This is a genomic window from Roseivirga sp. E12, from assembly GCF_017592825.1.
Classification (GTDB): Bacteria; Bacteroidota; Bacteroidia; order Cytophagales; family Cyclobacteriaceae; genus Roseivirga.
This window is the reverse complement of record NZ_JAGFMD010000011.1, coordinates 1-22,978: the sequence shown is the minus strand read 5'-3', so window position 1 is coordinate 22,978 and position 22,978 is coordinate 1. Positions and strand designations below refer to the sequence as shown.

22 protein-coding genes are annotated in these 22,978 nt (G+C 41.2%); 16 read left to right on the top strand and 6 right to left on the bottom strand.

The genetic code is table 11. The annotated features are described in order from the left end of the window. Nucleotides 1–6 precede the first annotated feature (6 nt). The 4 genes from J4E76_RS19255 (at nt 7) to J4E76_RS19240 (ending at nt 6,512) form a co-directional block, all read left to right on the top strand. Nucleotides 7–2,445, top strand: a complete 2,439-nt coding sequence (locus tag J4E76_RS19255; protein WP_208506430.1) for a zinc-dependent metalloprotease — start codon at nt 7–9, stop codon at nt 2,443–2,445. 212 nt (nt 2,446–2,657) lie between these two features. Continuing rightward, nucleotides 2,658–3,176 (top strand): paraquat-inducible protein A, encoded by a 519-nt coding sequence (locus tag J4E76_RS19250; protein ID WP_208506429.1) that lies wholly within the window; start codon nt 2,658–2,660, stop codon nt 3,174–3,176. 137 nt (nt 3,177–3,313) lie between these two features. Beyond that, nucleotides 3,314–4,891: an FMN-binding glutamate synthase family protein gene (locus J4E76_RS19245; RefSeq protein WP_208506428.1), complete on the top strand. Its 1,578-nt coding sequence runs from the start codon at nt 3,314–3,316 to the stop codon at nt 4,889–4,891. Nucleotides 4,892–4,931: 40 nt separating this feature from the next. Further along, the gene (locus J4E76_RS19240; protein WP_236017555.1) at nt 4,932–6,512 is read left to right on the top strand and encodes an amidohydrolase family protein; all 1,581 of its coding nucleotides are present in this window, start codon (nt 4,932–4,934) and stop codon (nt 6,510–6,512) included. Here J4E76_RS19240 and J4E76_RS19235 read toward each other — a convergent pair whose 3' ends face one another. Next, a complete protein-coding gene (locus tag J4E76_RS19235; RefSeq protein ID WP_208506427.1) occupies nt 6,513–6,932 on the bottom strand; it encodes a hypothetical protein in 420 nt (139 codons plus the stop codon). 85 nt (nt 6,933–7,017) lie between these two features. Here J4E76_RS19235 and J4E76_RS19230 point away from each other — a divergent pair, with 85 nt between their 5' ends. From J4E76_RS19230 to J4E76_RS19220, 3 genes are all read left to right on the top strand, one after another. Beyond that, nucleotides 7,018–8,097, top strand: coding sequence for a serine hydrolase (locus J4E76_RS19230; RefSeq protein WP_208506426.1), 1,080 nt, complete (start codon nt 7,018–7,020; stop codon nt 8,095–8,097). 194 nt (nt 8,098–8,291) lie between these two features. Further along, the gene (locus tag J4E76_RS19225) at nt 8,292–8,498 is read left to right on the top strand and encodes a DUF2892 domain-containing protein (protein ID WP_208506425.1); all 207 of its coding nucleotides are present in this window, start codon (nt 8,292–8,294) and stop codon (nt 8,496–8,498) included. Nucleotides 8,499–8,590: 92 nt separating this feature from the next. Further along, nucleotides 8,591–9,112, top strand: a complete 522-nt coding sequence (locus J4E76_RS19220; RefSeq protein WP_208506424.1) for an energy transducer TonB — start codon at nt 8,591–8,593, stop codon at nt 9,110–9,112. A gap of 47 nt (nt 9,113–9,159) precedes the next feature. Here the strand turns inward: J4E76_RS19220 and J4E76_RS19215 are convergent, their stop codons facing one another. Beyond that, on the bottom strand, nt 9,160–10,839 hold the full coding sequence (locus J4E76_RS19215) for an AMP-binding protein (RefSeq protein ID WP_208506423.1): 1,680 nt from the start codon (nt 10,837–10,839) through the stop codon (nt 9,160–9,162). Between the two features lie 692 nt (nt 10,840–11,531). On the opposite strand from J4E76_RS19215, the gene J4E76_RS19210 reads away from it, so the two are divergent. The 8 genes from J4E76_RS19210 (at nt 11,532) to J4E76_RS19175 (ending at nt 18,132) form a co-directional block, all read left to right on the top strand. Next, nucleotides 11,532–11,999, top strand: coding sequence for an Lrp/AsnC ligand binding domain-containing protein (locus J4E76_RS19210; RefSeq protein ID WP_208506422.1), 468 nt, complete (start codon nt 11,532–11,534; stop codon nt 11,997–11,999). A gap of 120 nt (nt 12,000–12,119) precedes the next feature. Next, entirely contained in the window at nt 12,120–13,565 is a 1,446-nt protein-coding gene (sufB, locus tag J4E76_RS19205) for a Fe-S cluster assembly protein SufB (RefSeq protein WP_208506421.1), read from the top strand. A 35-nt stretch (nt 13,566–13,600) separates the two neighbouring features. Beyond that, the gene (sufC, locus tag J4E76_RS19200) at nt 13,601–14,359 is read left to right on the top strand and encodes a Fe-S cluster assembly ATPase SufC (RefSeq protein ID WP_208506420.1); all 759 of its coding nucleotides are present in this window, start codon (nt 13,601–13,603) and stop codon (nt 14,357–14,359) included. 3 nt (nt 14,360–14,362) lie between these two features. Continuing rightward, nucleotides 14,363–15,688, top strand: a complete 1,326-nt coding sequence (gene sufD, locus J4E76_RS19195) for a Fe-S cluster assembly protein SufD (RefSeq protein ID WP_208506419.1) — start codon at nt 14,363–14,365, stop codon at nt 15,686–15,688. Between the two features lie 2 nt (nt 15,689–15,690). After that, on the top strand, nt 15,691–16,932 hold the full coding sequence (locus tag J4E76_RS19190; RefSeq protein WP_370592825.1) for an aminotransferase class V-fold PLP-dependent enzyme: 1,242 nt from the start codon (nt 15,691–15,693) through the stop codon (nt 16,930–16,932). Next, nucleotides 16,932–17,369 carry a SufE family protein gene (locus J4E76_RS19185; RefSeq protein ID WP_208506418.1) on the top strand — a complete coding sequence of 146 codons (438 nt, stop codon included), beginning with the start codon at nt 16,932–16,934 and terminating at the stop codon, nt 17,367–17,369. Before J4E76_RS19190 ends, J4E76_RS19185 begins: the two co-directional genes overlap by 1 nt. Before the next feature lies 1 nt (nt 17,370). Beyond that, nucleotides 17,371–17,691 carry an SUF system Fe-S cluster assembly protein gene (locus tag J4E76_RS19180; protein ID WP_208506417.1) on the top strand — a complete coding sequence of 107 codons (321 nt, stop codon included), beginning with the start codon at nt 17,371–17,373 and terminating at the stop codon, nt 17,689–17,691. A gap of 24 nt (nt 17,692–17,715) precedes the next feature. Next, nucleotides 17,716–18,132, top strand: a complete 417-nt coding sequence (locus J4E76_RS19175; protein WP_208506416.1) for a BrxA/BrxB family bacilliredoxin — start codon at nt 17,716–17,718, stop codon at nt 18,130–18,132. Nucleotides 18,133–18,505: 373 nt separating this feature from the next. Here the strand turns inward: J4E76_RS19175 and J4E76_RS19170 are convergent, their stop codons facing one another. Together J4E76_RS19170 and J4E76_RS19165 are read right to left on the bottom strand one after the other, a co-directional pair. Beyond that, nucleotides 18,506–18,904: a hypothetical protein gene (locus tag J4E76_RS19170; RefSeq protein ID WP_208506415.1), complete on the bottom strand. Its 399-nt coding sequence runs from the start codon at nt 18,902–18,904 to the stop codon at nt 18,506–18,508. Between the two features lie 276 nt (nt 18,905–19,180). Continuing rightward, nucleotides 19,181–19,768 carry a hypothetical protein gene (locus J4E76_RS19165; RefSeq protein WP_208506414.1) on the bottom strand — a complete coding sequence of 196 codons (588 nt, stop codon included), beginning with the start codon at nt 19,766–19,768 and terminating at the stop codon, nt 19,181–19,183. A gap of 313 nt (nt 19,769–20,081) precedes the next feature. Here J4E76_RS19165 and J4E76_RS19160 point away from each other — a divergent pair, with 313 nt between their 5' ends. After that, a complete protein-coding gene (locus tag J4E76_RS19160) occupies nt 20,082–21,626 on the top strand; it encodes a hypothetical protein (RefSeq protein WP_208506413.1) in 1,545 nt (514 codons plus the stop codon). A gap of 33 nt (nt 21,627–21,659) precedes the next feature. On the opposite strand, the gene J4E76_RS19155 is transcribed toward J4E76_RS19160, so the two are convergent. Both J4E76_RS19155 and J4E76_RS19150 read right to left on the bottom strand, forming a co-directional pair. Continuing rightward, entirely contained in the window at nt 21,660–22,088 is a 429-nt protein-coding gene (locus J4E76_RS19155) for a hypothetical protein (protein WP_208506412.1), read from the bottom strand. A 5-nt stretch (nt 22,089–22,093) separates the two neighbouring features. Then, nucleotides 22,094–22,978: T9SS type A sorting domain-containing protein (locus J4E76_RS19150; protein WP_208506411.1), on the bottom strand; the 885-nt coding region annotated here is incomplete at its 5' end.

Here is a 22,978-nt window from a genome sequence, read left to right as displayed (position 1 = left end):
AAAGAAATGCTGAAAAAATCACTTATCGTAATACTGCTTTGCCTTTTTACAACAGTTTCCTTCGCTCAGAAGACGATCGCGGAACTGACCAAAGGCATGACAAAAAAAGAAGGCTATTTTGACTACTACTGGGACGAAAAAGGTGGTAAGGTCTGGCTCGAAATTGAGAACCTCGATTCTGAATTCTTATATGTCAACTCCCTTTCCGCAGGAATCGGTTCAAATGATATTGGTCTGGATAGAGGTCAACTAGGAAGTACACGTATTGTGGAATTCAGACGCGTTGGGCCGAAAGTAATGCTTGTTCAACCTAATTATTCTTATCGAGCAGTTTCTGACAATGCCGATGAAGTGAGAGCAGTGAAGGAAGCCTTCGCTGAATCGGTACTTCAAGGCTTTAAAGTAGCGGGAGAAAGTGACGGTAAAATCCTTATAGACATTACTCCCATGCTGCTCAGCGATGCTCATGGTGTAGCTGGAAGATTAAGAAGAGAAGGTAATTACAGAATGGATGCCAATCGATCGGCAGTCTACCCTCCAATGCTTAAGAACTTTCCAAAAAACTCTGAGTTTGAAGCAACAATTACCTTTTCAGGAACGCCTACGGGTCGATTTATCAGAAGCGTAACACCAACTTCTAGTGCAGTTACTGTTAGAATGCACCATTCCTTCATAGAGCTACCTGATGGCAACTATGAAACGAGAAAGGCTGATCCTCGCTCCGGTTATGGTTCTATCCGATACATGGACTACGCGACTCCGATTCAAGACAACATTGTCAAACAATTTGCAAGAAGACATAGACTAGAGAAAAAGAATCCTGGTGCCAGGATGAGTGATCCTGTTGAACCAATCCGTTACTATGTGGATCGAGGTGCTCCAGAGCCCATCAAGTCAGCATTGATCGAAGGAGCCCGTTGGTGGAATCAAGCTTATGAAGCAGCTGGTTACAGAAATGCATTTATTGTTGAGGAAATGCCTGTTGGCGCAGATCCATTGGATGTTCGCTACAATGTGATCCAATGGGTACACCGATCTACTCGTGGATGGTCTTATGGATCTTCAGTTACCGATCCAAGAACTGGTGAAATTATCAAAGGGCATGTGAGCTTAGGGTCATTAAGAGTTCGTCAAGATTTTCTTATTGCGCAAGGTCTTTTAACGCCTTATGAAAATGGTACTACTCCTGATCCAGAATTGCTAAAAATGGCTTTGGCTAGACTTAGACAGCTATCAGCTCATGAGGTAGGCCATACCATTGGACTTATGCATAACTATGCATCGAGTGTAAATGACAGAGCTTCTGTGATGGATTACCCTCACCCAAGAATCGAATTGAAAAACAACCAAATTTCGTTGGACAATGCCTATGACGTAGGTATCGGTGAGTGGGACAAAGCAGCCGTGACCTGGGGTTATCAAGACTTTCCCGACAGAGTAAACGAAGAAGAGGCACTTAACAAACTCATCGAAGAGCAAATCAAAAATCAACTTTACTTTATCACGGATGCAGACTCCAGACCCATTGGTAGTGGCCATCCGGAAGCCCACCTTTGGGACAATGGGAAAAACCCGGTTGATCAGCTCAATCACTTAATGAATGTGAGAAAGAAGGTGCTGGATAACTTTTCGGAAAAGAACATTCCGGTAGGAGCTCCAATGGCCAAGTTGGAAGAAGTGCTTGTTCCTATGTATATGATTCACCGCTACCAGTTAGAAGGAGCCGTCAAAGTGATCGGTGGCACCTACTATAACTATAAGCTTCGAGGTGATTCTCAGCCTGAGCAGCGTGTAGTACCAAGAGCTGAGCAAGATGCTGCCTTAGATGCTTTGATCAATGTGGTCACCCCATCAAACCTGGCATTTCCTGAGCATATTATTGCAATGATCCCTCCTCGCCCTCCTGGAAATGGTAGATCGAGAGAGACTTTTAACGTGAGAACAGGGCTCAATTTTGACCCAGTAGCTCCAGGAGAAACTATAGCGGGTGCCGTTATGAGCTACATTTTCAACGCACAAAGGGCTACGCGCTTAGTACAGCAAAAAGCCTTGGATCAAAGTCAGATGGGATTGACAGATGTGGTCGACAAGCTCTTACAGGGAATATCTGGTAGAACTTACAGCAATTACTACTATTTAGAATTAAAGCGAGCTACTGAAAAGCAGCTTGTAAGTGCTCTAATGAACCTTTATAACAGCAACAATGCCTCTTCACAAGCAAGGGCTGAAGCAATGCTAAGTCTTAAGAATATTGCCAAGCGCATGGACCCTTCTAGCAACAACGGTGCTGCCGATGAAGCGCATAAAATGTATATCACAAATCTGATTACCAGATTCTTTGATGATCCGGGAGATCTTCAGGTTCAACGTGCTTTGACTCCTCCTGCTGGTTCACCAATAGGAACAGATTTGCAGAATTGGTGTTCGTTTGGTACTGACCATTGATAATCATTACCCTAAGGAAAAAACGTCACCCTGAACCTGCCAGACGTCAGGCGGGTTCATTTCAGGGTCTTCAGAAAATTGGTGACAAACTGAATAGATTCCGAATCAAGTTCGGAATGACGTGTAGAGAAGCCTTAGGGTAATGACTTTTTTATATTTTCACGTTACTTTTTATCGAGTTGGTACGTCATTAGCTTGTTGAATTAGACTTTATGAACGTTAGAAATATCATTGCTTTTGTTTTAATCATTGCGTCACTCCTTTGCCTGTACCCTGGCTTGACAGAACCAATGCTCAGCATAAGAATTGCTGCCAAAATACCTCTGTTGGGTGATTTTGAGCTCTTTGAACGTACCCAAAGTGTAATTGAAGCGATAAGGTCATTATATGATTTCGACAACAACCTGGTAGCAACTTTAATCCTTATTTTTTCAGTAGTCATTCCTGTATTAAAGGCTGTTTTGCTCTTAATAGTCTTAGGCGCAAAGAAATGGCGTTTCAGAAGACATACCTATCGTTTTGTTTCTGCTATCGGTAAATGGTCCATGGCTGATGTTTTTGTAGTTGGTGTGTTTCTAGCCTACCTCGCAACCGCATCTGAAGAAAGTATTTCAGCCGAAGTATTCGTTGGGTTCTACTATTTTACCGCCTACTGTATCATTTCAATGCTTGGTATTCAAATCATGGATTTAAGGGAAATCAAGAAAACCTTGAGCCCTTATAACAACTAAGATCAAAGGGCTATTTCTCCTTACAACAATCTTTTGCGCAGCCATTAAGCCACTAAAGGGGTATTAGTGATTGAATACTCTATATTCACTCATTACTTTTTGAGAGTATTTCTTCGAACCTCATAACCAATGAATTAATGGAAACTCTAGCAATGATACCTTGGTGGGCTTGGGTACTGGCAGCCCTACTTTTCATCGCAATTCGTGATATAGCTCAAAAGCGCAGAACCATAAGGCATAACTTCCCTATTGTTGGAAATCTTCGGTACATGCTGGAAAAAATTGGACCTGAGTTGAGGCAATATATAGTCGCAAACAACAGAGAAGAGTTGCCATTTAACCGAAGCCAAAGATCATGGATTTATGCCTCTTCCAAAGGTCAAAACAACTACCAAGGCTTTGGCACCGACCAAGATCAATATGCTCCAGGCCATGTTTTCATTAAGCCAAACATGATTCCTTTTGCCTTAAGCGAAAATCACATTAATCGAAAAGAAGTGGATTTTATACCATGTGCTAAAGTCATGGGTGCCTATAACAATAGAAGAAGGCCTTATAGACCAAAATCCATTGTCAATATTTCAGCTATGAGCTATGGATCGCTTTCCGCAAAGGCAGTGGAATCTTTGAATAAAGGAGCCTTTCAAGCAGGCTGCTATCACAATACTGGAGAAGGGTCACTCTCAAACCATCATAAGCATGGAGCCGATGTAATGTTTCACTTCGGAACCGCCTACTTCGGTGTAAGATCAGATGATGGAGGCTTCTCATTAGAAAAGATGGTTAACATGGTTGAGAAGTATCCACAAATAAGAACCATTGAAATCAAACTATCACAAGGCGCCAAACCTGGAAAAGGTGGCGTGCTGCCGGCCTCCAAAATCACACCTGAGATTGCCGAAATAAGAGGTATCCCATTGAATAAAGATGTCATCTCTCCTGCCTACCACAAGGCATTTTCCAACATCCCAGAACTCATGACATTTATAGAGCAAATTGCAGAGGCCACGGGACTACCCGTTGGCATTAAATCTGCCGTTGGCAAGCTCGATATGTGGGAAGAGCTCACAGATCTAATGTTGGCAACCGGCAAGGGGCCTGATTTCATTACCATCGATGGTGGCGAAGGAGGTACTGGGGCAGCACCTCCAGCATTTGCCAACCACGTATCGCTGCCGTTCGTCTTTGGCTTTGCGCAGGTCTATCAGATTTTCACACGTAAGAATCTCTGCGATCGGGTAGTATTCATTGGTTCGGGTAAACTAGGCTTCCCATCAAATGCGCTCATGGCATTCGCCATGGGAGTCGACTTGATACACGTAGCAAGAGAAGCCATGATGTCTATTGGCTGTATTCAAGCCCAGGTTTGCCATACCAACAAATGTCCAGCAGGAATCGCCACTCAAAACAAGTGGCTTCAGGGTGGTGTCGATCCGACATTAAAGTCCCACCGCTTCTTTAATTATTTGAAAACCCTGAGAAAGGAAATACTAGAAATCACGCATGCTAGCGGATATGAACACCCCTGTCAAATGACGATGAAGGACGTGGATCTTAGTATGGGTGACAACAACTATACTAATGCCTTACAGGAAGTTTATAAGTACGAAAAGGTCCCAGTACCATTTTCTAGCATGATGACCCTGCAAGAAGACAGACATTTGGGAGGTCAACCAGTTGAAGAGGCCCAACTGATGGCCACTCACTCAGGCTGATCGATTATTGTGTAAATTGGTGGGAGTCAAACCAATTTACATGAAGAAGTCCATCCCAATTATTGCCCTCCTACTGATTACCAACAGTTGCTTCATGTTTTATGATAAATATGACACACTGTTCCTTAACGGATTAGTATTTGATGGAGAGACCATTTCCGAGCAACCGTTGGATGTTGGTATTAAGGACGGTAAAATAATCGCGATTGGCGATTTAGAAGGCCAGACTGCTGCTCATACCATAATGCTTAACGGCACTGAAATTATCAGCCCAGGCTTCATTGATGTTCATGCCCATATTGAGCGAATCATGCGTATGCCTGGTGCGGAAAGCTTTATAAGGCAAGGAGTAACCACAGTTTTGGGAGGACCTGATGGACGAGGCCCCTCTCCTATGGGTGAATACCTAGATAGCCTAGAAACCTACGAACTCGGCATCAACACTGCATGGCTTGTCGGTCATAATACAATTAGACGGAAAGTCATGGGTACTGAGAATCGGGCACCAACAAGTGATGAGATGGAAGCCATGAAAGACTTAGTCAAAGAAGCCATGGACAATGGGGCTTACGGAATTTCTACTGGTCTCAAATATGTACCAGGTTCATTCTCGACTATCGAAGAGGTTATAGAATTATCCAAAGTGGCCGCTGCAAAAGGAGGCATATACACTTCTCATTTAAGAGAAGAAGGACTTGGGCTACTAGAAGGTGTAAAAGAGGCAATAACAATCGGTCGAGAAGCTAATATTCCAATCGTACTCACACATCACAAAGCCATTGGAAAGCCAATGTGGGGTGCAAGTGTAAAGACTTTGGCAATGGTTGATTCTGCGAGAAGTCTTGGTATTGATGTTATGATGGATCAGTATCCTTATACAGCCAGTTCAACAGGCCTTTCCGTATTGATTCCTACATGGGCGATGGCTGGTGGACAAGACGAATTCAAGAAAAGAGTTAATGATCCCGCTACAAGAAAACGAATTCATTCAGAGATCATGTTCAACATTGAGAACGATCGTGGCGGAGCGGATTTGGATGTGGTACAGTTTGCGAATGTTAGCTGGAAACCAGATTTGAATGGTAAAACATTAAAGGATTGGGCATTGGAAAAAGGACTTAAACCAACTTTTAGCAATGGTGCTGATTTAGTCATAGAAGGCCAACTAAATGGCGGAGCTCAGTGTATCTTTCATGCCATTGGTGAGGAAGATGTTCAGCGGATTATGCAGCATCCTTTGGCCATGGTGGCTTCGGATGGAGGCTTAGTGGAACCTGGAAGAGGGCACCCCCACCCAAGAAGCTATGGCACCTTTCCTAGAGTATTGGGCTATTATGTAAGAGAAAAGGGAATAATCAGTTTAGAGCTTGCCTTAAGAAAAATGACCTCTTTACCGGCTGAAAGACTAGGATTTAAAGACAGAGGGTGGATAAAAGAAGGCATGAATGCCGATATCACTGTCTTTCGCCCAGAATCGATCCGAGAAGTGGGTACGTTTGAAGACCCGCACCACTATCCGACAGGAATTAGCATGGTGCTTGTAAATGGTAAAATAACTTACCAGGATGACTTGGGGGAACTTCAATTTGGAGGCAAAGTGCTTAGAAAAGGAGGTGAATAATCATCCACCTATGAAAGAATTCTGAGAAGAAATCTCAATAATCATAAACTCCGTATTTGTCGTAGTTATAATAAAGCTCAACAGGGTATTGCCTTCAAGGTCGAGGACCTTAACTTCTCGACTGTCCTTATTGAAGCTCCACCTACCCTCCTTCATATAGTGCCCATCATTACTTGCCAGTACAAGATAGTTGGAGGTAAAATCAGCACTGAATTCAAAGACCTGCCTAAACCGACTTACCGGAAAAGACTGAGCATCGCAAGCACGATAGGCACCATCACCTTCCTCATAAGAATGTGTCCAACAACCTACCAGGTCTGATTCATTTATCGATTCAATCGATATCTCACTTTCGTTTTCACATGAAAATGATCCGCACGCGATAATTAGAATGAGTAAGATATTCTTTATAACGCTCATGTTTTTGAAATGGCCTTCGCCCATTTGACAGCATAAATGCTAAAATGGTTGTAAATTGAAGAAACCGCCATCGACTCAAGACATCATGAAAAGACTGTTTATACTCCTATTTGCCTTATTACCTGTAGTAACTCTTGCTCAAACCAAAGCTGAGATTGCAGATGAAAAGCTGCAGGCCTTTGTCGAAAAAACCAAGGTTCCCGGGCTGAGTATATCTATTTCTCAAAAAGGAGAACTCGTTTACTCCAAAGGCTTTGGTTATGCCGATCGTGAAAAAAAGATCCCAGTAGACCCCTCCAAATCTAAGTTCAGAATAGGAAGTGTGTCCAAAACTTTAACAGCGGCAGGCCTTGCCAAACTTTACGAAGAGGGGAAAATTGATTTGGATGAACCGATTCAAAAATATGTACCCGTTTGGCCAGACAAGGGTGAGACCATAACCTTGAGACTGCTTGCAGGACATTTAGCAGGGATCAGGCACTATAGAGGTGCTGAGTTTATGAGCCGTACCAAGTATGAAGATGTAGTTGATGGGCTTGTAATATTTATTAATGATCCTTTAATCAATAAACCAGGCACAGAATACTCCTACTCTTCCTATGGCTGGAACCTGATCTCGGCTGCCATGGAAAATGCAGCAGCACCGCAGGCAAGTTTTCTCACTAGCAAAAACTTTCTAAATATTATGCAACAAGAGGTTTTCGATGCTTTAGGTATGCGTAATACGGTGCCCGACCATGCAGACCAAAACATTACAAACAGAACACAATTCTATCAGAAACGAAATGGTGAGGCTATAATCGCTCCTTATGTAGACAATAGTTATAAATGGGCTGGTGGTGGCTTCGTGGGCACTACTGAAGACCTTTGCAAGTTTGGTCAAGCGCATATGAAGGCAGGGTATTTGAAACAGTCAACCCTAGATGAATGGATGCAATCGCAGAAAACCACTGCAGGTATGGAAACCAATTATGGCATTGGCTGGCGAACATTCAATAGACCCAGTGGTAACACATTCTATGGGCATAGCGGTGGATCAGTAGGGGGAATTACATTTTTCATGATCCATCCAGAAACAGAAACCGTGCTGGCAATAGTAGGAAACATGGACCCATTGAACTATGGCGGACTTCAGTACGAGTTGATGGAGCTCTTTGTGAAGTAAGCCAGCAGACACCTCTCACAATAACCTGATCAAAATGACCTGCTTATGTGACTTAAGTCACATAAGAACTTGGCCATATTGGTGAAATTCATTCCATGAAAAGTAAAGTCATCAAGTTCTTGATGGTGTGCCTGATTTGTGCAGGCATCATTTTCGGTATTTCAGTTTTGATAGAAACCTTAAAGTAAAATGCTATGAAAAAGAATATGGGATCCATTGATCGAATCATAAGACTAGTGGTAGTAGCTGCATTAGTGGCACTCTATGCCACCGGCACCGTAACAAGTCTCTGGGGTACAATTGCACTTGTTGCCGCAGGAATTTTTACGCTAACAAGTTTAACAGGCTTCTGCCCTATTTATGCCATGATAGGCGTAAAAACGTGTAGAGTATCTTCCTGATAATTGAGCCATATCTAGGTATGGCTTTTTTTTGAGTAAAATAACTAATATATTAGTTCTATATTTAATTACTTAGTTAAACTATCTCGACTATGAAAAAACTCTCAATACTCGTACTCATAGCGTTTGCCGTTTCGTGTGGGGATGCTGAAATGTTTGTAGAACCCGAAGGAAGCGATTATGAAGTCGGTTCTGTAATTCATGAAAAGCCTTCAGATGACAAAGTCTTTCTTGTTGTTGAACAAGACCCCACCTTTCCTGGAGGTATGAAGGCTTACAGTAAATTCCTTGGCGAAAACTTAAACTATCCTCAGGAAGCGAAACAAAAAGGCATTGAAGGTAATGTCTATATCACCTTTGTTGTTGGCACAGACGGTTCTTTGAGCGACTTTGAATTGCTTAGAAATCCTGGAGGTGGACTTGGCGAAGAAGCACTTCGCGTATACATGGACGGACCAAATTGGGTACCTGGGATGCAGAAGAATCAAGTAGTAAAAACAAGAATGACGGCCAGAGTCGCATTTAGGCTTGACGATGAAAATATGAGGTCAATAACAATGGAAGAGCCTAAAGAGGAAGAAGTATTAATATTCGAAACAGAAGTAAACAATTGAGTCCAAAGGTCATGACATAAAAAAAGCCTCAAATGAGGCTTTTTTTATTAGCTATTCTTTGCTGCTTCTCTTTCTTTCAACTCACGTCTGAGAATTTTCCCAACATTTGACTTTGGTAGTTCATCCACAAACTCGATATACTTTGGCTTTTTATATCCCGTGAGCTCCTCTTCACAGAAGTCTCTAAGCTCGTCTTCTGTTAAAGAAGGATCGCTTTTGACTACAAAGGCTTTAACACATTCAGAAGACTTCTTATCCGGAATACCGATCACCGCTACTTCCAACACTTTCTCATGGTCAGCAATGACATTCTCTACCTCATTTGGGAAAACGTTAAAACCAGATACGTTAATCATGTCCTTCTTACGATCAACAATCTTGAAAAACCCATCGGCATCCATTTGGCCAATATCTCCAGTGCGGAACCAGCCGTCTTCGAAGAAAACACCTGAATTGTCTTTATTCCAATAACCACTCATTACTTGAGGACCTTTGATACAAATCTCCCCCACTTCTCCCTGAGCCAGGTGATTTCCTTCATCATCACAAATAGATAATTGTGTTGAGGAAATCGGAAGTCCTATGGTTCCCATTCTGTGAGTCCCATCCAAAGGATTACAACTGGCAACCGGAGACGTTTCTGAAAGTCCGTAACCTTCTACCAAAGGAGAGCTAGTTTGCTCTTCCCATTTTTTGGCCACAAAGTCTTGGACAGCCATGCCACCTCCAATAGCTCCCTTAAGATGACCCCAGTCTACCTCATTAAAATTAGGTTGGTTAAGCAAGCCATTGAAGAGAGTATTCACGCCAGTGAACAATGTAAATGGATGCTTTTTAAGTTCTTTAATAAATCCAGGCATATCCCTAGGATTGGTGATCAGAACATTCTTAGCGCCAATATGCATCATGAAGGTGCAATTGACATTAAGAGCGAAAATATGATACAAAGGGATAGCTGTTATCATTAATTCCGTTTGCCCCTCTTTCAGCAATGGTTTAAACCAATTATTGATAGCGAATGTATGTGCCACCACATTGCTGTGCGAAAGTGTGGCACCCTTAGACACACCTGTGGTTCCACCAGTATACTGCAGAAAAGCAGTATCACCAGACTGTACATCAGGCTTGGTATATTTCATTCGAGCGCCTTTTTTCATGACGTCATTGAATTTCTTAGCCGTAGGTAAAGAATAAGCGGGAACCATTTTCTTCACCTTCTTCACCACAAAGTTCACTAGCTTACCTTTAAGACCTCCTAGTAAATCGCCCAACTCAGTGACAATGACATGCTCAATTTTAGTCTTATGCAGAATCTCTTGAAGGCTATGCGCAAAGTTGGCAATGATCACTATAGCTTTTACTTCGGCATCATTAAACTGATGCTCCATTTCGCGCGGTGTATACAAGGGGTTAGTGTTTACTACAATACAACCTGCCTTTAGGGCGCCAATCAATACGATTGGATATTGAAGACAATTAGGCATTTGAATAGCTATACGATCGCCTTTCTGGACTTTAACTTCATTTTGGAGATAGGCTGCAAAGAAATCCGATTGCAGGTTGATCTCCTGATAAGTAAGCACCTTACCCATATTCTCAAAAGCCTCACGACTTCCGAAGCTTTTAAAGGCTTGGTTAAAAAGTTCTAGTAAGTTTTCAGGCCTATCTTCTGAAATTTCTGTCGCGATACCCGCTGGGTATTTGGCAATCCATGGGTGAGTACTCATTCATTAAAATTTGGCTAACACCAAATATAAGAGAAATGACCAATGGAAGGTTTAGCTACAATTAAAAACCCCAACCTTGGCAAGGTTGGGCTAAGCTGTAGGAGAAGGATTACCATACACGCAAGGCATGCCGCACTGTCCCTCGTGTCCCGAGAATTCGGGATCGAACCGAGGTTCTCATCCAGAGAAAGTATACAAAAAAAGGAAACCGAAATGGTTTCCTTTTTGAAATGCTGTAGGAGAAGGATTCGAACCTCCACGGAGTGATTAGGCCGATTGGCTTTATCTCAGAACCTCCACCCTCGAGAAAGGAGGGCACGGCTGCCTGTTTCGTCACCCTACAGTGTATTTAATAATGAGCGCCTGATTGCTGAGGCACTCATCATTGACAATTACTAATCATACTAAAACATTTGGCTGTAGGAGAAGGACTCGAACCTTCACGGAGAGATTAGCTTTACTTAGGTAGTTTAATTTATCTCTTATTCTCCACCCCCGGGAAAGGAGGGCACGGCTGCCTATTTCGTCATCCTACAGTGTGTCAATGGCTTTTGTTTCACGTTTGAAACTGTTTCAAAGGTAATAGAATGAATGTTATACACATAATATCGTTAATGATTGAACTTATTATTTACAGATTAATTAATTAATCAATACTTTTGATATGAATTCAATAATTTAGAATAGAAATCATGCCGGATAATTACGAAATTGATAACGTTGACCTCAAGATTCTTTCGCTCTTGCAGCACAATGCAAAAAAACCCTATACTGAAGTAGCCAAGCAAGCCTTTGTATCAAGTGGTACTGTTCACGTCAGAATGAATAAGCTAGAAAAGATGGGTGTGGTTAAAGGTGCTTCTTTAGATTTAAACCTGAATGCCCTCGGCTATAGCGTGGGTTCCTTCCTTGGAGTGTTCTTATCTAAGAGTTCACTCTATGAAAAAGTGGCAGAGCAATTAAAGAAAATACCGGAGATAACCTCCATCCACTATACCACGGGTAATTACAGTATGTTCGTTAGAATTTATGCCAAGAGCACCGATCACTTGAAGGATATTCTTCATGATAAAATTCAGAAAGTAGATGGAATTGAACGTACCGAAACTTTCGTGATTTTAGAGGAAACATTAAGCAGAAGTATCGAGTTATCAGCCTAGTCAAAGGACATTTTTTAATTAATAGATTCTATATCCCATTTATAAAAAAGAAGGCCTGAAACCTTTCGTTAAAGTTTTAGGTTGTACCTTTGTATTTGAAATCATTCTAAATAAGTTTTGATGAGCAATGACGACCAGATTTTAGAAGAATTCACCTCGAAAGAGTATGAGTTCGGCTGGACTGTAGACTTAGAAGCAGATGAAGCTCCGAAAGGATTGAGCGAAGAAATTGTGCGCTTTATTTCTGCTAAAAAAGAAGAGCCAGAGTGGTTACTTGAATGGCGGCTTGATGCCTACAGAGCATGGTTAAAAATGAAGGAGCCAGAGTGGCCAAATGTTGACTACCCAAAAGTCGATTATCAAGACCTTATTTACTACTCTGCACCGAAGCAAAAAGTAAAGCCGAAGTCACTTGATGAAGTTGATCCAGAATTGTTGGCAACTTTCGAAAAGCTTGGCATCTCACTTACCGAACAAAAAAGACTCACAGGTGTCGCTGTCGATGCAGTGATTGACTCTGTTTCTGTCGCTACAACCTTCAAAGACACACTAGGTAAACTAGGTATTATTTTCTGCTCATTTTCTGAGGCCGTTAAGGAGCACCCAGAACTAGTGAAAAAACATATGGGTACAGTAGTACCTACTAGTGACAACTATTTTGCAGCATTAAACTCTGCAGTATTTTCAGATGGCTCTTTCGCCTACATTCCAAAAGGGGTTAGATGCCCAATGGAATTATCTACTTATTTCAGAATCAATGCAGCCAACACGGGACAATTCGAAAGAACATTGATTATTGCTGACGAAGGATCTTATGTAAGCTACCTTGAAGGCTGTACTGCTCCTCAAAGAGATGAGAACCAGTTGCATGCTGCCGTGGTAGAAATCAAAGCGGCTAAGGATGCTGAGGTTAAATACTCAACCGTTCAAAACTGGTACCCTGGTGATAAGAATGGTAAAGGTGGTATTTACAACTTTGTAACCAAAAGAGGTATTTGCGAAGGTGATAACTCTAAAATTTCCTGGACACAAGTTGAGACAGGTTCTGCTGTTACCTGGAAGTACCCTTCATGTATTCTCAAGGGAGACAATTCACAAGGTGAGTTCTACTCAGTGGCGGTAACTAACAATTACCAGCAAGCCGACACTGGAACTAAGATGATTCACATTGGTAAAAACACCAAATCACGAATCGTTTCAAAAGGTATATCCGCAGGCTATTCTCAGAATAGTTACCGTGGACAAGTGCAAGTGATGAAGCGTGCTGAAAATGCAAGAAACTTCTCACAGTGCGATTCTCTATTAATGGGTGATAAGTGTGGAGCACACACATTCCCCTACATTGATATTGAAAATTCTACAGCTCATGTAGAGCATGAAGCGACTACATCGAAAATCGGAGAAGACCAAATTTTCTATTGCCAGCAACGTGGCATAGACGAAGAATCAGCTGTAGCATTAATTGTTAATGGTTACGCCAAAGAAGTATTGAATCAATTACCAATGGAGTTTGCCGTTGAGGCTCAAAAACTATTAGCACTGACCTTAGAAGGTTCAGTTGGCTAAGCACTCTCCTATTTTCAAAAAGACAAAAGAGTAAAATGTTATCTATAAAGAATTTAGAGGCCAGGATTGAAGAGAAAGAGATTCTCAGAGGCATCAACTTAGAAGTAAAACCAGGAGAAATCCACGCTATCATGGGACCAAACGGTTCAGGAAAAAGCACATTGGCTTCAGTACTAGCCGGTAGAGAAGACTATGAAGTAACGGGTGGAGATGTAGATTTCCAAGGTAAAGACCTCCTAGAAATGGATGCAGATGAAAGAGCCCGAGAAGGTATCTTCCTAGCTTTTCAGTACCCTGTTGAAATTCCGGGCGTGAGCACAACCAACTTCATGAAAACAGCCATCAACCAGGTAAGAGAGCATCATGGCGAAAAACCTTTGGACGCTGTTTCTTTCTTGAAATTGATGAAAGAGAAAATGAAGCTTGTAGAAATTGACCAGTCTCTATTAAGCAGATCACTCAATGAAGGATTTTCTGGAGGTGAGAAGAAAAGAAACGAGATTTTCCAAATGGCTATGCTTGAGCCGAAGCTGGCAATTCTTGATGAAACTGATTCTGGACTTGATATTGATGCACTTAAGGTGGTGGCTAATGGTGTTAACACACTCAAGTCAAAGGACAACGCAACAATCGTTGTTACTCACTATCAAAGACTACTTGATTATATAGTACCAGACTATGTGCACGTGCTGTACAAAGGCCGTATTGTTAAATCAGGAACAAAAGAATTGGCTTTAGAATTAGAGGCTAAAGGATACGATTGGATTAAAGAAGAGGCTGACGCAACAGTTTAAGCAATGGACAAATTATCAGGACAGTCTATTTTAGATGCAATAACTGATAGATTCGAGACTTTCGAAAAAAGCTTAAACGGGCAAAGTAAGTCAGCAATCCATCAAGTTAGGAAACATGCCTTTCAGACATTGAAAGAGAATGGGTTTCCGGCTCCGAAAGACGAGGAATATAAATTCACAAATCTTACTAAGGCGCTAGAGAAGAATATTGACTTTAGGTCTACCTCTTCTACCCCATCACTTTCTGCAGATCAGGTAGCAAGCGTTAAGATTCCAAGTCTAGATGCTCACAACATTGTATTTATCAATGGAGAATTCTCTGCAGAGTACTCTGATGATATTAATGTTCAAGGTTTAGCGCTTAACTCTTTTGAGCAAGCTTCTAAAAAGGATGCCGACAATGTAGCTAGCTATTTCGGCAAGCAAGCTAATTACGAAAAAGATGCATTTATCGCTCTCAATACAGCTTTTAGCCAAAATGGAGCGGTTATTAATGTAAAAGACAATGCGGTTATAGAAAAGCCAATTGCTCTATACTTTATCAGTGATGCTTCAGAAAACCAGCCCATCTACAACACGCGCAACATCATGGTTGTGGGTAAATCTGCTCAGGTTACGGTACTCGAAAAGTTCGACACATTGGGTAGTGCTAAGTCATTTACCAATGCTGTTAATGAAATATTTGTGGCTGAGAATGCTCATGCCAAGTATTTCAAGATTGAGAATGATGCGGATGCTACCTATCACATTTCTAATGTGAATGTGGCTCAGGAAAGAAATAGTCATTTTACTGCCAATACCATCGCTCTAAATGGCGCAATGGTTAGGAATAATTTAGACATTAAACTCAACGGTGAAGGATGTGAAGCACATATGAATGGGCTATACGTACTTGGAGGTAAAACTCATGTGGACAACCACACTACTGTAGACCATACAATGCCAAATGCATATTCTAATGAGCTTTATAAAGGCATCATGGACGATAAGTCTAAAGGAGTATTCAACGGTAAAATCTTTGTAAGAAAGGATGCGCAAAAAACCAATGCCTTCCAGTCCAACAAAAACATTCTTATGACCAATGATGCTACTGTGAACACTAAGCCACAGTTAGAGATTTGGGCTGACGATGTCAAGTGCTCTCATGGATGTACTACTGGGCAGCTAGATAAAGATGCTTTGTTCTATCTACAAGCCAGAGGTATTACAAAAGAACGTGCTAGAGCTATTTTGCTACATGCTTTCGCAAGTGATATAATTGAAAACCTTGAGATTAAGGCAATTCAAGATTACGTTGAAGAGATTATCACAGCTAGATTGGAAAAGTAATCGTGTCAAATACACTGACTAGTCAACATATTGATATTGAACATATAAGGAGCCAATTCCAGGTACTTCATCAAGAAGTAAATGGAAAGCCTCTTATTTATTTTGATAATGCCGCTACAAATCAAAAACCTCAACGAGTTATTGATGCCTTAGTTCACCATTATCAAAATGATAATGCAAATATCCACCGTGGTATTCATACACTAGCAGAAAGATCCACAGCTAAATTTGAAGAGACGCGTAAGGCAGCTCAATCGTTCATTGGTGCAAATGAGGCCGAAGAAATAATCTTCACAAAAGGTACTTCTGAAAGCATCAACCTCGTGGCTAGCTCATGGGGAAGGAAATTCCTAAGCGAAGGTGATGAAGTATTGATCTCTGCAATGGAGCACCATTCCAATATAGTTCCTTGGCAAATGATCTGTGAGGAAAAGGGTGCAATTCTTAAAGTAATGCCTATTAATGAGGCTGGAGAGCTCATTCTCTCAGAGGTCGAAAAGCTCATCACAGACAAGACTAAGATGGTTGCCTTTAACCACGCGTCTAATACGCTCGGCACTGTCAATCCGGTCAAAGAAATTACTGCAATGGCGCATGCCGTTGGTGCTAAAGTGCTTATTGATGGTGCCCAGTCTACTTCTCATTTAGAGGTTGACGTTGAAGATTTGAATGTTGACTTCTTCGCCTTTTCAGCACACAAAATGTACGGCCCTACTGGCCTTGGTGTCCTTTATGGAAAGAGAAGTGTCCTTGAGAAAACCCCTCCTTATCAAGGCGGTGGTGAAATGATCAAAGACGTCTCATTCAAAGGAACTACTTACAACGACATACCCTATAAGTTCGAGGCAGGCACACCTGACATCGCTAATGTTATCGCGTTTAAGGAGGCCATTGACTTTATACAAGAACTTGGCAAAGATAATATTGCAGCATACGAACATGAGTTGCTTGAATATGGTACAGAAAAGCTATCGCAGATTGATGGCGTTCGAATAATTGGTACCGCTCAGCAAAAGGTTAGTGTTATCTCTTTTGAAGTAGAAGGCATCCACCATTTTGACCTAGGAATGTGGTTAGATGCAAAGGGTATTGCTGTGAGGACAGGGCATCATTGTACCCAGCCTCTGATGGATCACTTCTGCATTGAAGGAACTGCAAGGGCTTCATTTTCGGTTTACAATACCAAAGCTGAGATAGACACTTTCATCGTGGCTTTGAAAGACATTATTACCAAATTCAAGTAATGAGCGAATCGATTCAAGACATACAGGACGAGATCATAGATGAGTTTTCTATGCTTGATGGCGATATGGAAATGACCATAAGCTATATTATGGAACTTGGTGAGCGACTTCCTGAAATGGGTGAAGACAACAAAACTGAAGACAACATTGTGAAAGGCTGTCAGTCCAAGGTTTGGCTAAAGGCCGGCTTGGACGAGGGTAAAGTAAAGTTTGAGGCCGATAGTAATACTGCGATCACCAAAGGTCTTGTGAGCTTATTAGTAAGAATACTCTCTGATAAGAGCCCTCAGGACATCATAGATGCCGACCTTTACTTCATCGATAAAATCGGCTTAAACAGATTTATTGGAACCCAAAGGTCCAATGGCTTTGGCGCAATGATGAAACAAATGAAAATCTACGGATTGGCTTTTTCTACCAAAACGCAAAACGCTTAAAATGGCTGAAGGAATAAAAGAAAACTTGAGAGACGAAGTTGTTGCAGCGATCAAGACAGTTTATGATCCTGAAATACCTGTTGACATTTACGAGTTAGGGTTGATTTATGAGATAAATGTGTTTCCGGTCAACAACGTTTATGTACTAATGACACTTACCTCTCCTTCTTGCCCAGCGGCAGAAGTAATACCGGAAGAAACGAAACAAGCTATTCAGAAAATTGAGGGGGTGAGTGATGTCGAAATTGAATTGACATTCGACCCACCTTATACTCAAGAAATGATGTCAGAAGAAGCTCAATTAGAGCTAGGCTTCATGTAAGAACAGAAATTAAAAATTAGAGATATGTATCCAGAACATTTATTAGTCCCTTTCAGAGAAGAATTAACCGAAGCGGGCTTTACCGAGCTAAAAACTGCAGATGCTGTTGAAGCGCATCTAGGAGATCACAAAGGCACTTCATTAGTTGTAATCAACTCTGTATGTGGTTGTGCAGCAGGAACTGCGAGACCAGGTGTGAAAATGGCCCTGAAGTTAGCTGACAAAGCGCCTGATAATTTGACGACTGTTTTCGCTGGTGGTGATATTGAAGCAACAGAGAAGGTAAGAGAGTTCCATTTACCGTTCCCTCCTTCTTCTCCTTCTGTGGCCCTATTTAAAGATGGTGAACTAGTTCACTTCGTAGAGAGACACCATATTGAAGGTAGATCTGCCGAGGTTATTGGTAATCATTTAGCAGATGTGTTCGAAGAGCATTGCTAAGTCATAAGATATTCAGTAACAAAGGTCATCAATAATGATGGCCTTTTTTGTTTTAAGCTTGTGAGGGATTTCTAATGCAAAAAAATCTAATGTTTGTACATATACTATCCTGTCGTTCACACTCAATTGAAAGTCATTTATCTACAAAAACATTGAATGGAGCCTTTAGAGACACTTTTGCAATTTGGTAGGTTCCTAAACCTATACTATAATTGTATTACCCTAAACATCTGAGATTATTCAAACACTCAGTAAAATTCGAAAGAGGGTCTCCATTAATTTGGTGGCCCTCTTTTTTGTAAGACTGTCACATGTCTCTTTAAACAAAAACGGACACTCAATGAGTGCCCGTTTTTTTATGGAGTTATTAACCTTATAAATCCAATCTGTAATATTTAGTATTCTCATACTCTGTCAAGAAATCACTTGCATTCAAAAGCTTTCTCAAATGCTTATTCTTGGACTGTTGTAACTTTCTGATTGGGGCTTCCAAAAGAAGCTCATCGTTGTTATCGTATACTTTGATTATCTGAAGTGGCTGAACCTCCTCGAACATACCTTCTTCATCGAAAACCAATGCTGGTTCGTAGGTAGCGATTTCTAATTCTTCTTTTATAACGGAAATTAATTCGTTAGCCTCTTCTCTTGTCAACCTTGCTTTCTCCTCAATTGGATTCGCAAGTACCATTGTGCTTATTCCCACTAAGATTCCGATCGCCAAAACGAATCGTCTCTTCAAAGTGCTTAAGTTGTTTAATGCTATTGAGTTCATGACCTTGTTGTTAAATTTTGAGTTTTGATCTTTTAGTGTTGCCGACCAAAGCAACAGATCTGCCTTTCTTTATTCAATGGCTGTGCCAAAATATTTAATTAATTGATTTACAAATAGTTACATAAATTACCTAACCTCTAATGACTCCTTAGTTGTACAAAAACGTACACCTTATTCTCCAATATGATACAGTGTAACTTTTTTCACACATTGTCGTCAGAGCATAAAAAAACCCCGACTCTTCAGTCGGGGCTCCTCCATTTTAAAATTGCACTTTTAATCTAGAGTGATTGTATGATAAAAGCTTCTGCCGTCTGCAGTAAACTGAATATTATATTTTCCTGATAGCTTAGACACATCGTATCGTTTCAAGGCACTACCTGCCTCTACCTTGTCCTTGAAGGCAACATCTCCGTATTGGTCTAAGACAGTAATTTTCATGCCAGACTCTCCTTCTCCGAAATAAATTTTCATAGACTCGCCATTATGCTTTACAATTGGCTTTTGAAATACTTTCTCGCTACCAGCCATTATTGAAGCTGAGCTCTCGGTAACTTCAATTGCCATGATCTCAAGCGTCTCTTCGTTTTCAATTTCCAACTGCAATTGGCCTTTTTCTAAAAGTGACAAGTTGAAAACTTTACCGTACTGATTGGCATCTGCTTTGTCTTCAAACAACAGCTTACCATTTTCGTCTCTTAAAGAGATTTGGGTACCAGCTTTGATATTGTTCATTTTAAGGACAACTGCTTTTTGATTTTCAGTTGACAATGAGATCTCTCTTTCTGATTCGTTAGCTGAAACCAAGAATCCACTAGCCAATAAAACTATGGCTGCTACTGCTTTTGTGATTTGCTTTTTCATTTTCGTTGTTTTTGAGTTTTTGTTGTTTTGATCTTCATAAGTCTTCGCGATAACCTTTGTGCGAATTCTTATTCAAATGAACGGGGGTTTTAACAAGGGTTTGTCATGGAAGGGTAAACGAATGTCACAAGATGTCACAAAGGCATCTTAAGTTGTAATATCAAGCTTCAAACGAGCACAGCCAATGGCCAATAGACAACACAACATGAAGTTCATTCACCTCAAGGTGAAGTAGTTATCAAACTATAATAGTTGTATTCTATATATATTCTTATTTAAATTATAGGTTCAAACTTTTTAATCTATTCTGAAGATGAAACTATTAAAGGCAGTTTTTCTCCTATTCATATTGTCAATCGTACTCGTCAGCTGTGACAATAAGGATCCAGATCCTACTATCTCGATAGCGGATATAAACATCTCAATCGATGAAAACCCAAGTGCTGGACAAACTGTTGCCAGCTTAGACCCAACTGCCACTGGAGGCAATCCGGTATTTTCTATCACATCGCAAACACCTAGCGGAGCTTTTGAAATCAATGCTTCTACTGGTCAAATCACAGTAGCCAATGCTTCTCTTTTTGATTTTGAGGTAAACCCAACAATGAACATGGTAGCTACCGCAACAATTGGAGATATCAATGATAATGCAACGATAGCCGTATCGCTTAACAACCTTTTAGAGACTTTGACTACTCAGGATGAAACTGTAGGTATGGATGAGAATCCAACCAATGGAGATGCTGTCGTTACGGTCAGTGCCACTACCGATTTGGGTACAGCGTCATTCGCTATTGTCAACGAGAGTGTCTCAGGAGCATTTGCGATAGATGCATCAACCGGAGCCCTGACTGTGGCAGACGCTTCAATATTTGATTTTGAAACTAATCCTACTCTCACAGCAACGGTCAACGTAAGCAACAGTCCTCTCGAGCAAACGTCAATCATCACAGTAAACCTCAATGATATTTTCGAGGTCTCCTGGACACAGGTGAGTGCCAGCGTAGCCTTTGGAGGTGTTTACGATCATCAAATCGTAGACTTTAATGGTAAGATGTGGTCCATTGGAGGTATTAGAGGAACGGATAGAATCAATGAAGTTTGGTCAAGTGCAGATGGAATAACCTGGACACAGGTAACACCAACTGGAAATATCTTTACCCCAAGAAACGCACACCAGGCAGTAGTGTTTAACAATAAAATCTGGGTAATTGGTGGGTTCACTGACAATGGTAGAACCAATGAAATTTGGTCAAGCACAGATGGATCGACCTGGGCACAAGAAAATACACAAGGGATTTTTGGAATACGGGCAGATCATGCCGCCTTGGTTTTCGATAGTAAAGTCTGGGTGATTGGTGGAAGTGACGGAACATTTAAAAATGAAGTTTGGAATAGTACTGATGGCATCAACTGGACTCAGGTCAATACCACAGGAACTATCTTCTCTGCTAGGCAAGGACATACTGTAACTAGCTTCAATGGGAATATGGTGCTAATAGGTGGAGCCTCATTGGATGGTTCACAATTAAGTCCTCACAATGATATTTGGACAAGTTCTGATGGAATCAGTTGGTCTCAAATAACTCTTTCAGGAAGTACATTCTCTGCACGCTGGATTCACTCGGCAGAAGCCTATAACGACTTGCTTTGGGTAATTGGTGGAGAGGATACAGGAGGTAACAGGTTCAATGATGTATGGACTTCACCCGATGGGCTTTCCTGGACCCAGCATAACTCCTCACCCATCTTTGATGTGCGGGACAACATGGCAACATTCCTGTTCAACAGTAATCTATGGGTAAGTGGCGGAAGTAACAACAACGGTATTCTTACAGATTTATGGAGGTCGAATTGATTCATTTACCCCTCCTCCTAAATCATTTGACCGTTACTTATTTACATTAATAGTGTAGTTGCCCCTAATACCTGCAGCTACACTCCCCTGATGGAAGAAAGTGAAGCGAAACTGCGTCTCGGTTAGATTCTGTATAGTAACCTCTTCCCCTGTGTCAAGTGTCAGCGTTTGGGCATTTTCATTCGTCCATGTCCATGTACCACTTGCTCTAAACAGATCGCCCCCATTTGTGGTTTGATATCCTCCATCGGTAAAGGATAGTGAGAAACCTGGATAGTTTAGGCTTACATCTTGACCATCCAGCAAGACACCACCATTAGCCGGCATGGACCAACTACCAGCCAACTTTTCAAAAGCCAAGTCTTGCAAACTTGGGTCAGTTGTTCCAGACCCACAGCCAACAATTGAAACGGTAATTATTAAACCCAGTAAAGAGGATTTAAAACGCTTTAAAAAATTCATTCATTCTATCTTTTAATAATCACTTTCTTTATCACTACTGAATTACCATCAGAGACTCTTAGTAGATAAACCCCACTGGTGAACGGCCTTATATCAATCCGGATAATCTTTTCAGTTGGATTAGTAATCAAGTGCGATTTAAGTCCACTTGAGTTAACCAGTTCTACAGTCTTAATAGGTAGCAACACTTCGCTCAAATCAACATAGAGTACATCACTTGCTGGATTAGGATATAAAACGATTGATTTTTCATCTAGCTTGTCATCAGCGATAGAAGTAATTATCTCCCCAGCAGCAGTCACAGACAGTGTCGCTACTCCTCCGTTAGTGGTTATAACAATATCTCCACTATAGACAATAGCTTCTGTTGGTGAAAAAGTAATAGTCAATGTTTCACTGCTCATTGCAGCTACAGTAAGCAGGTTACTTCCAATAAATGCTGTCGGAAAACTGATAGAGGTTATTGATAACTCAGCGTCACCATCGTTATGAATAGTGACATCAAAAGTCGATTCGAGACCTAGAGCGGTGTTTGGTACGGTAAGATCTCCAGTCACTCTTAATAATGCCTCAGGATCATTGGTAACAGTTATAGTCACTGTTTGAGAGGCTGTATTGATACCATCGTTTGCTTTGACTTCTAGCACATAGGCATTATCGGCATCAGCATCAGCTGGACTCTCAAAGTCTGGTGAACTTTTGAAGGTCACTGCTCCTGTAGATCCATCAATATCGAATAAGCTTTCGTCATTACTGGTACCAAGACTATAAGTAATCGCATTAGCATCTGTAGCTACAGCAGTGTAGGCCGTACCCGTTCCATTCTCTACAAAGCTGGCTGTAGTGGCCGAAGTAAAGACTGGATCAGTGTCATCAACATCTGTTACGGT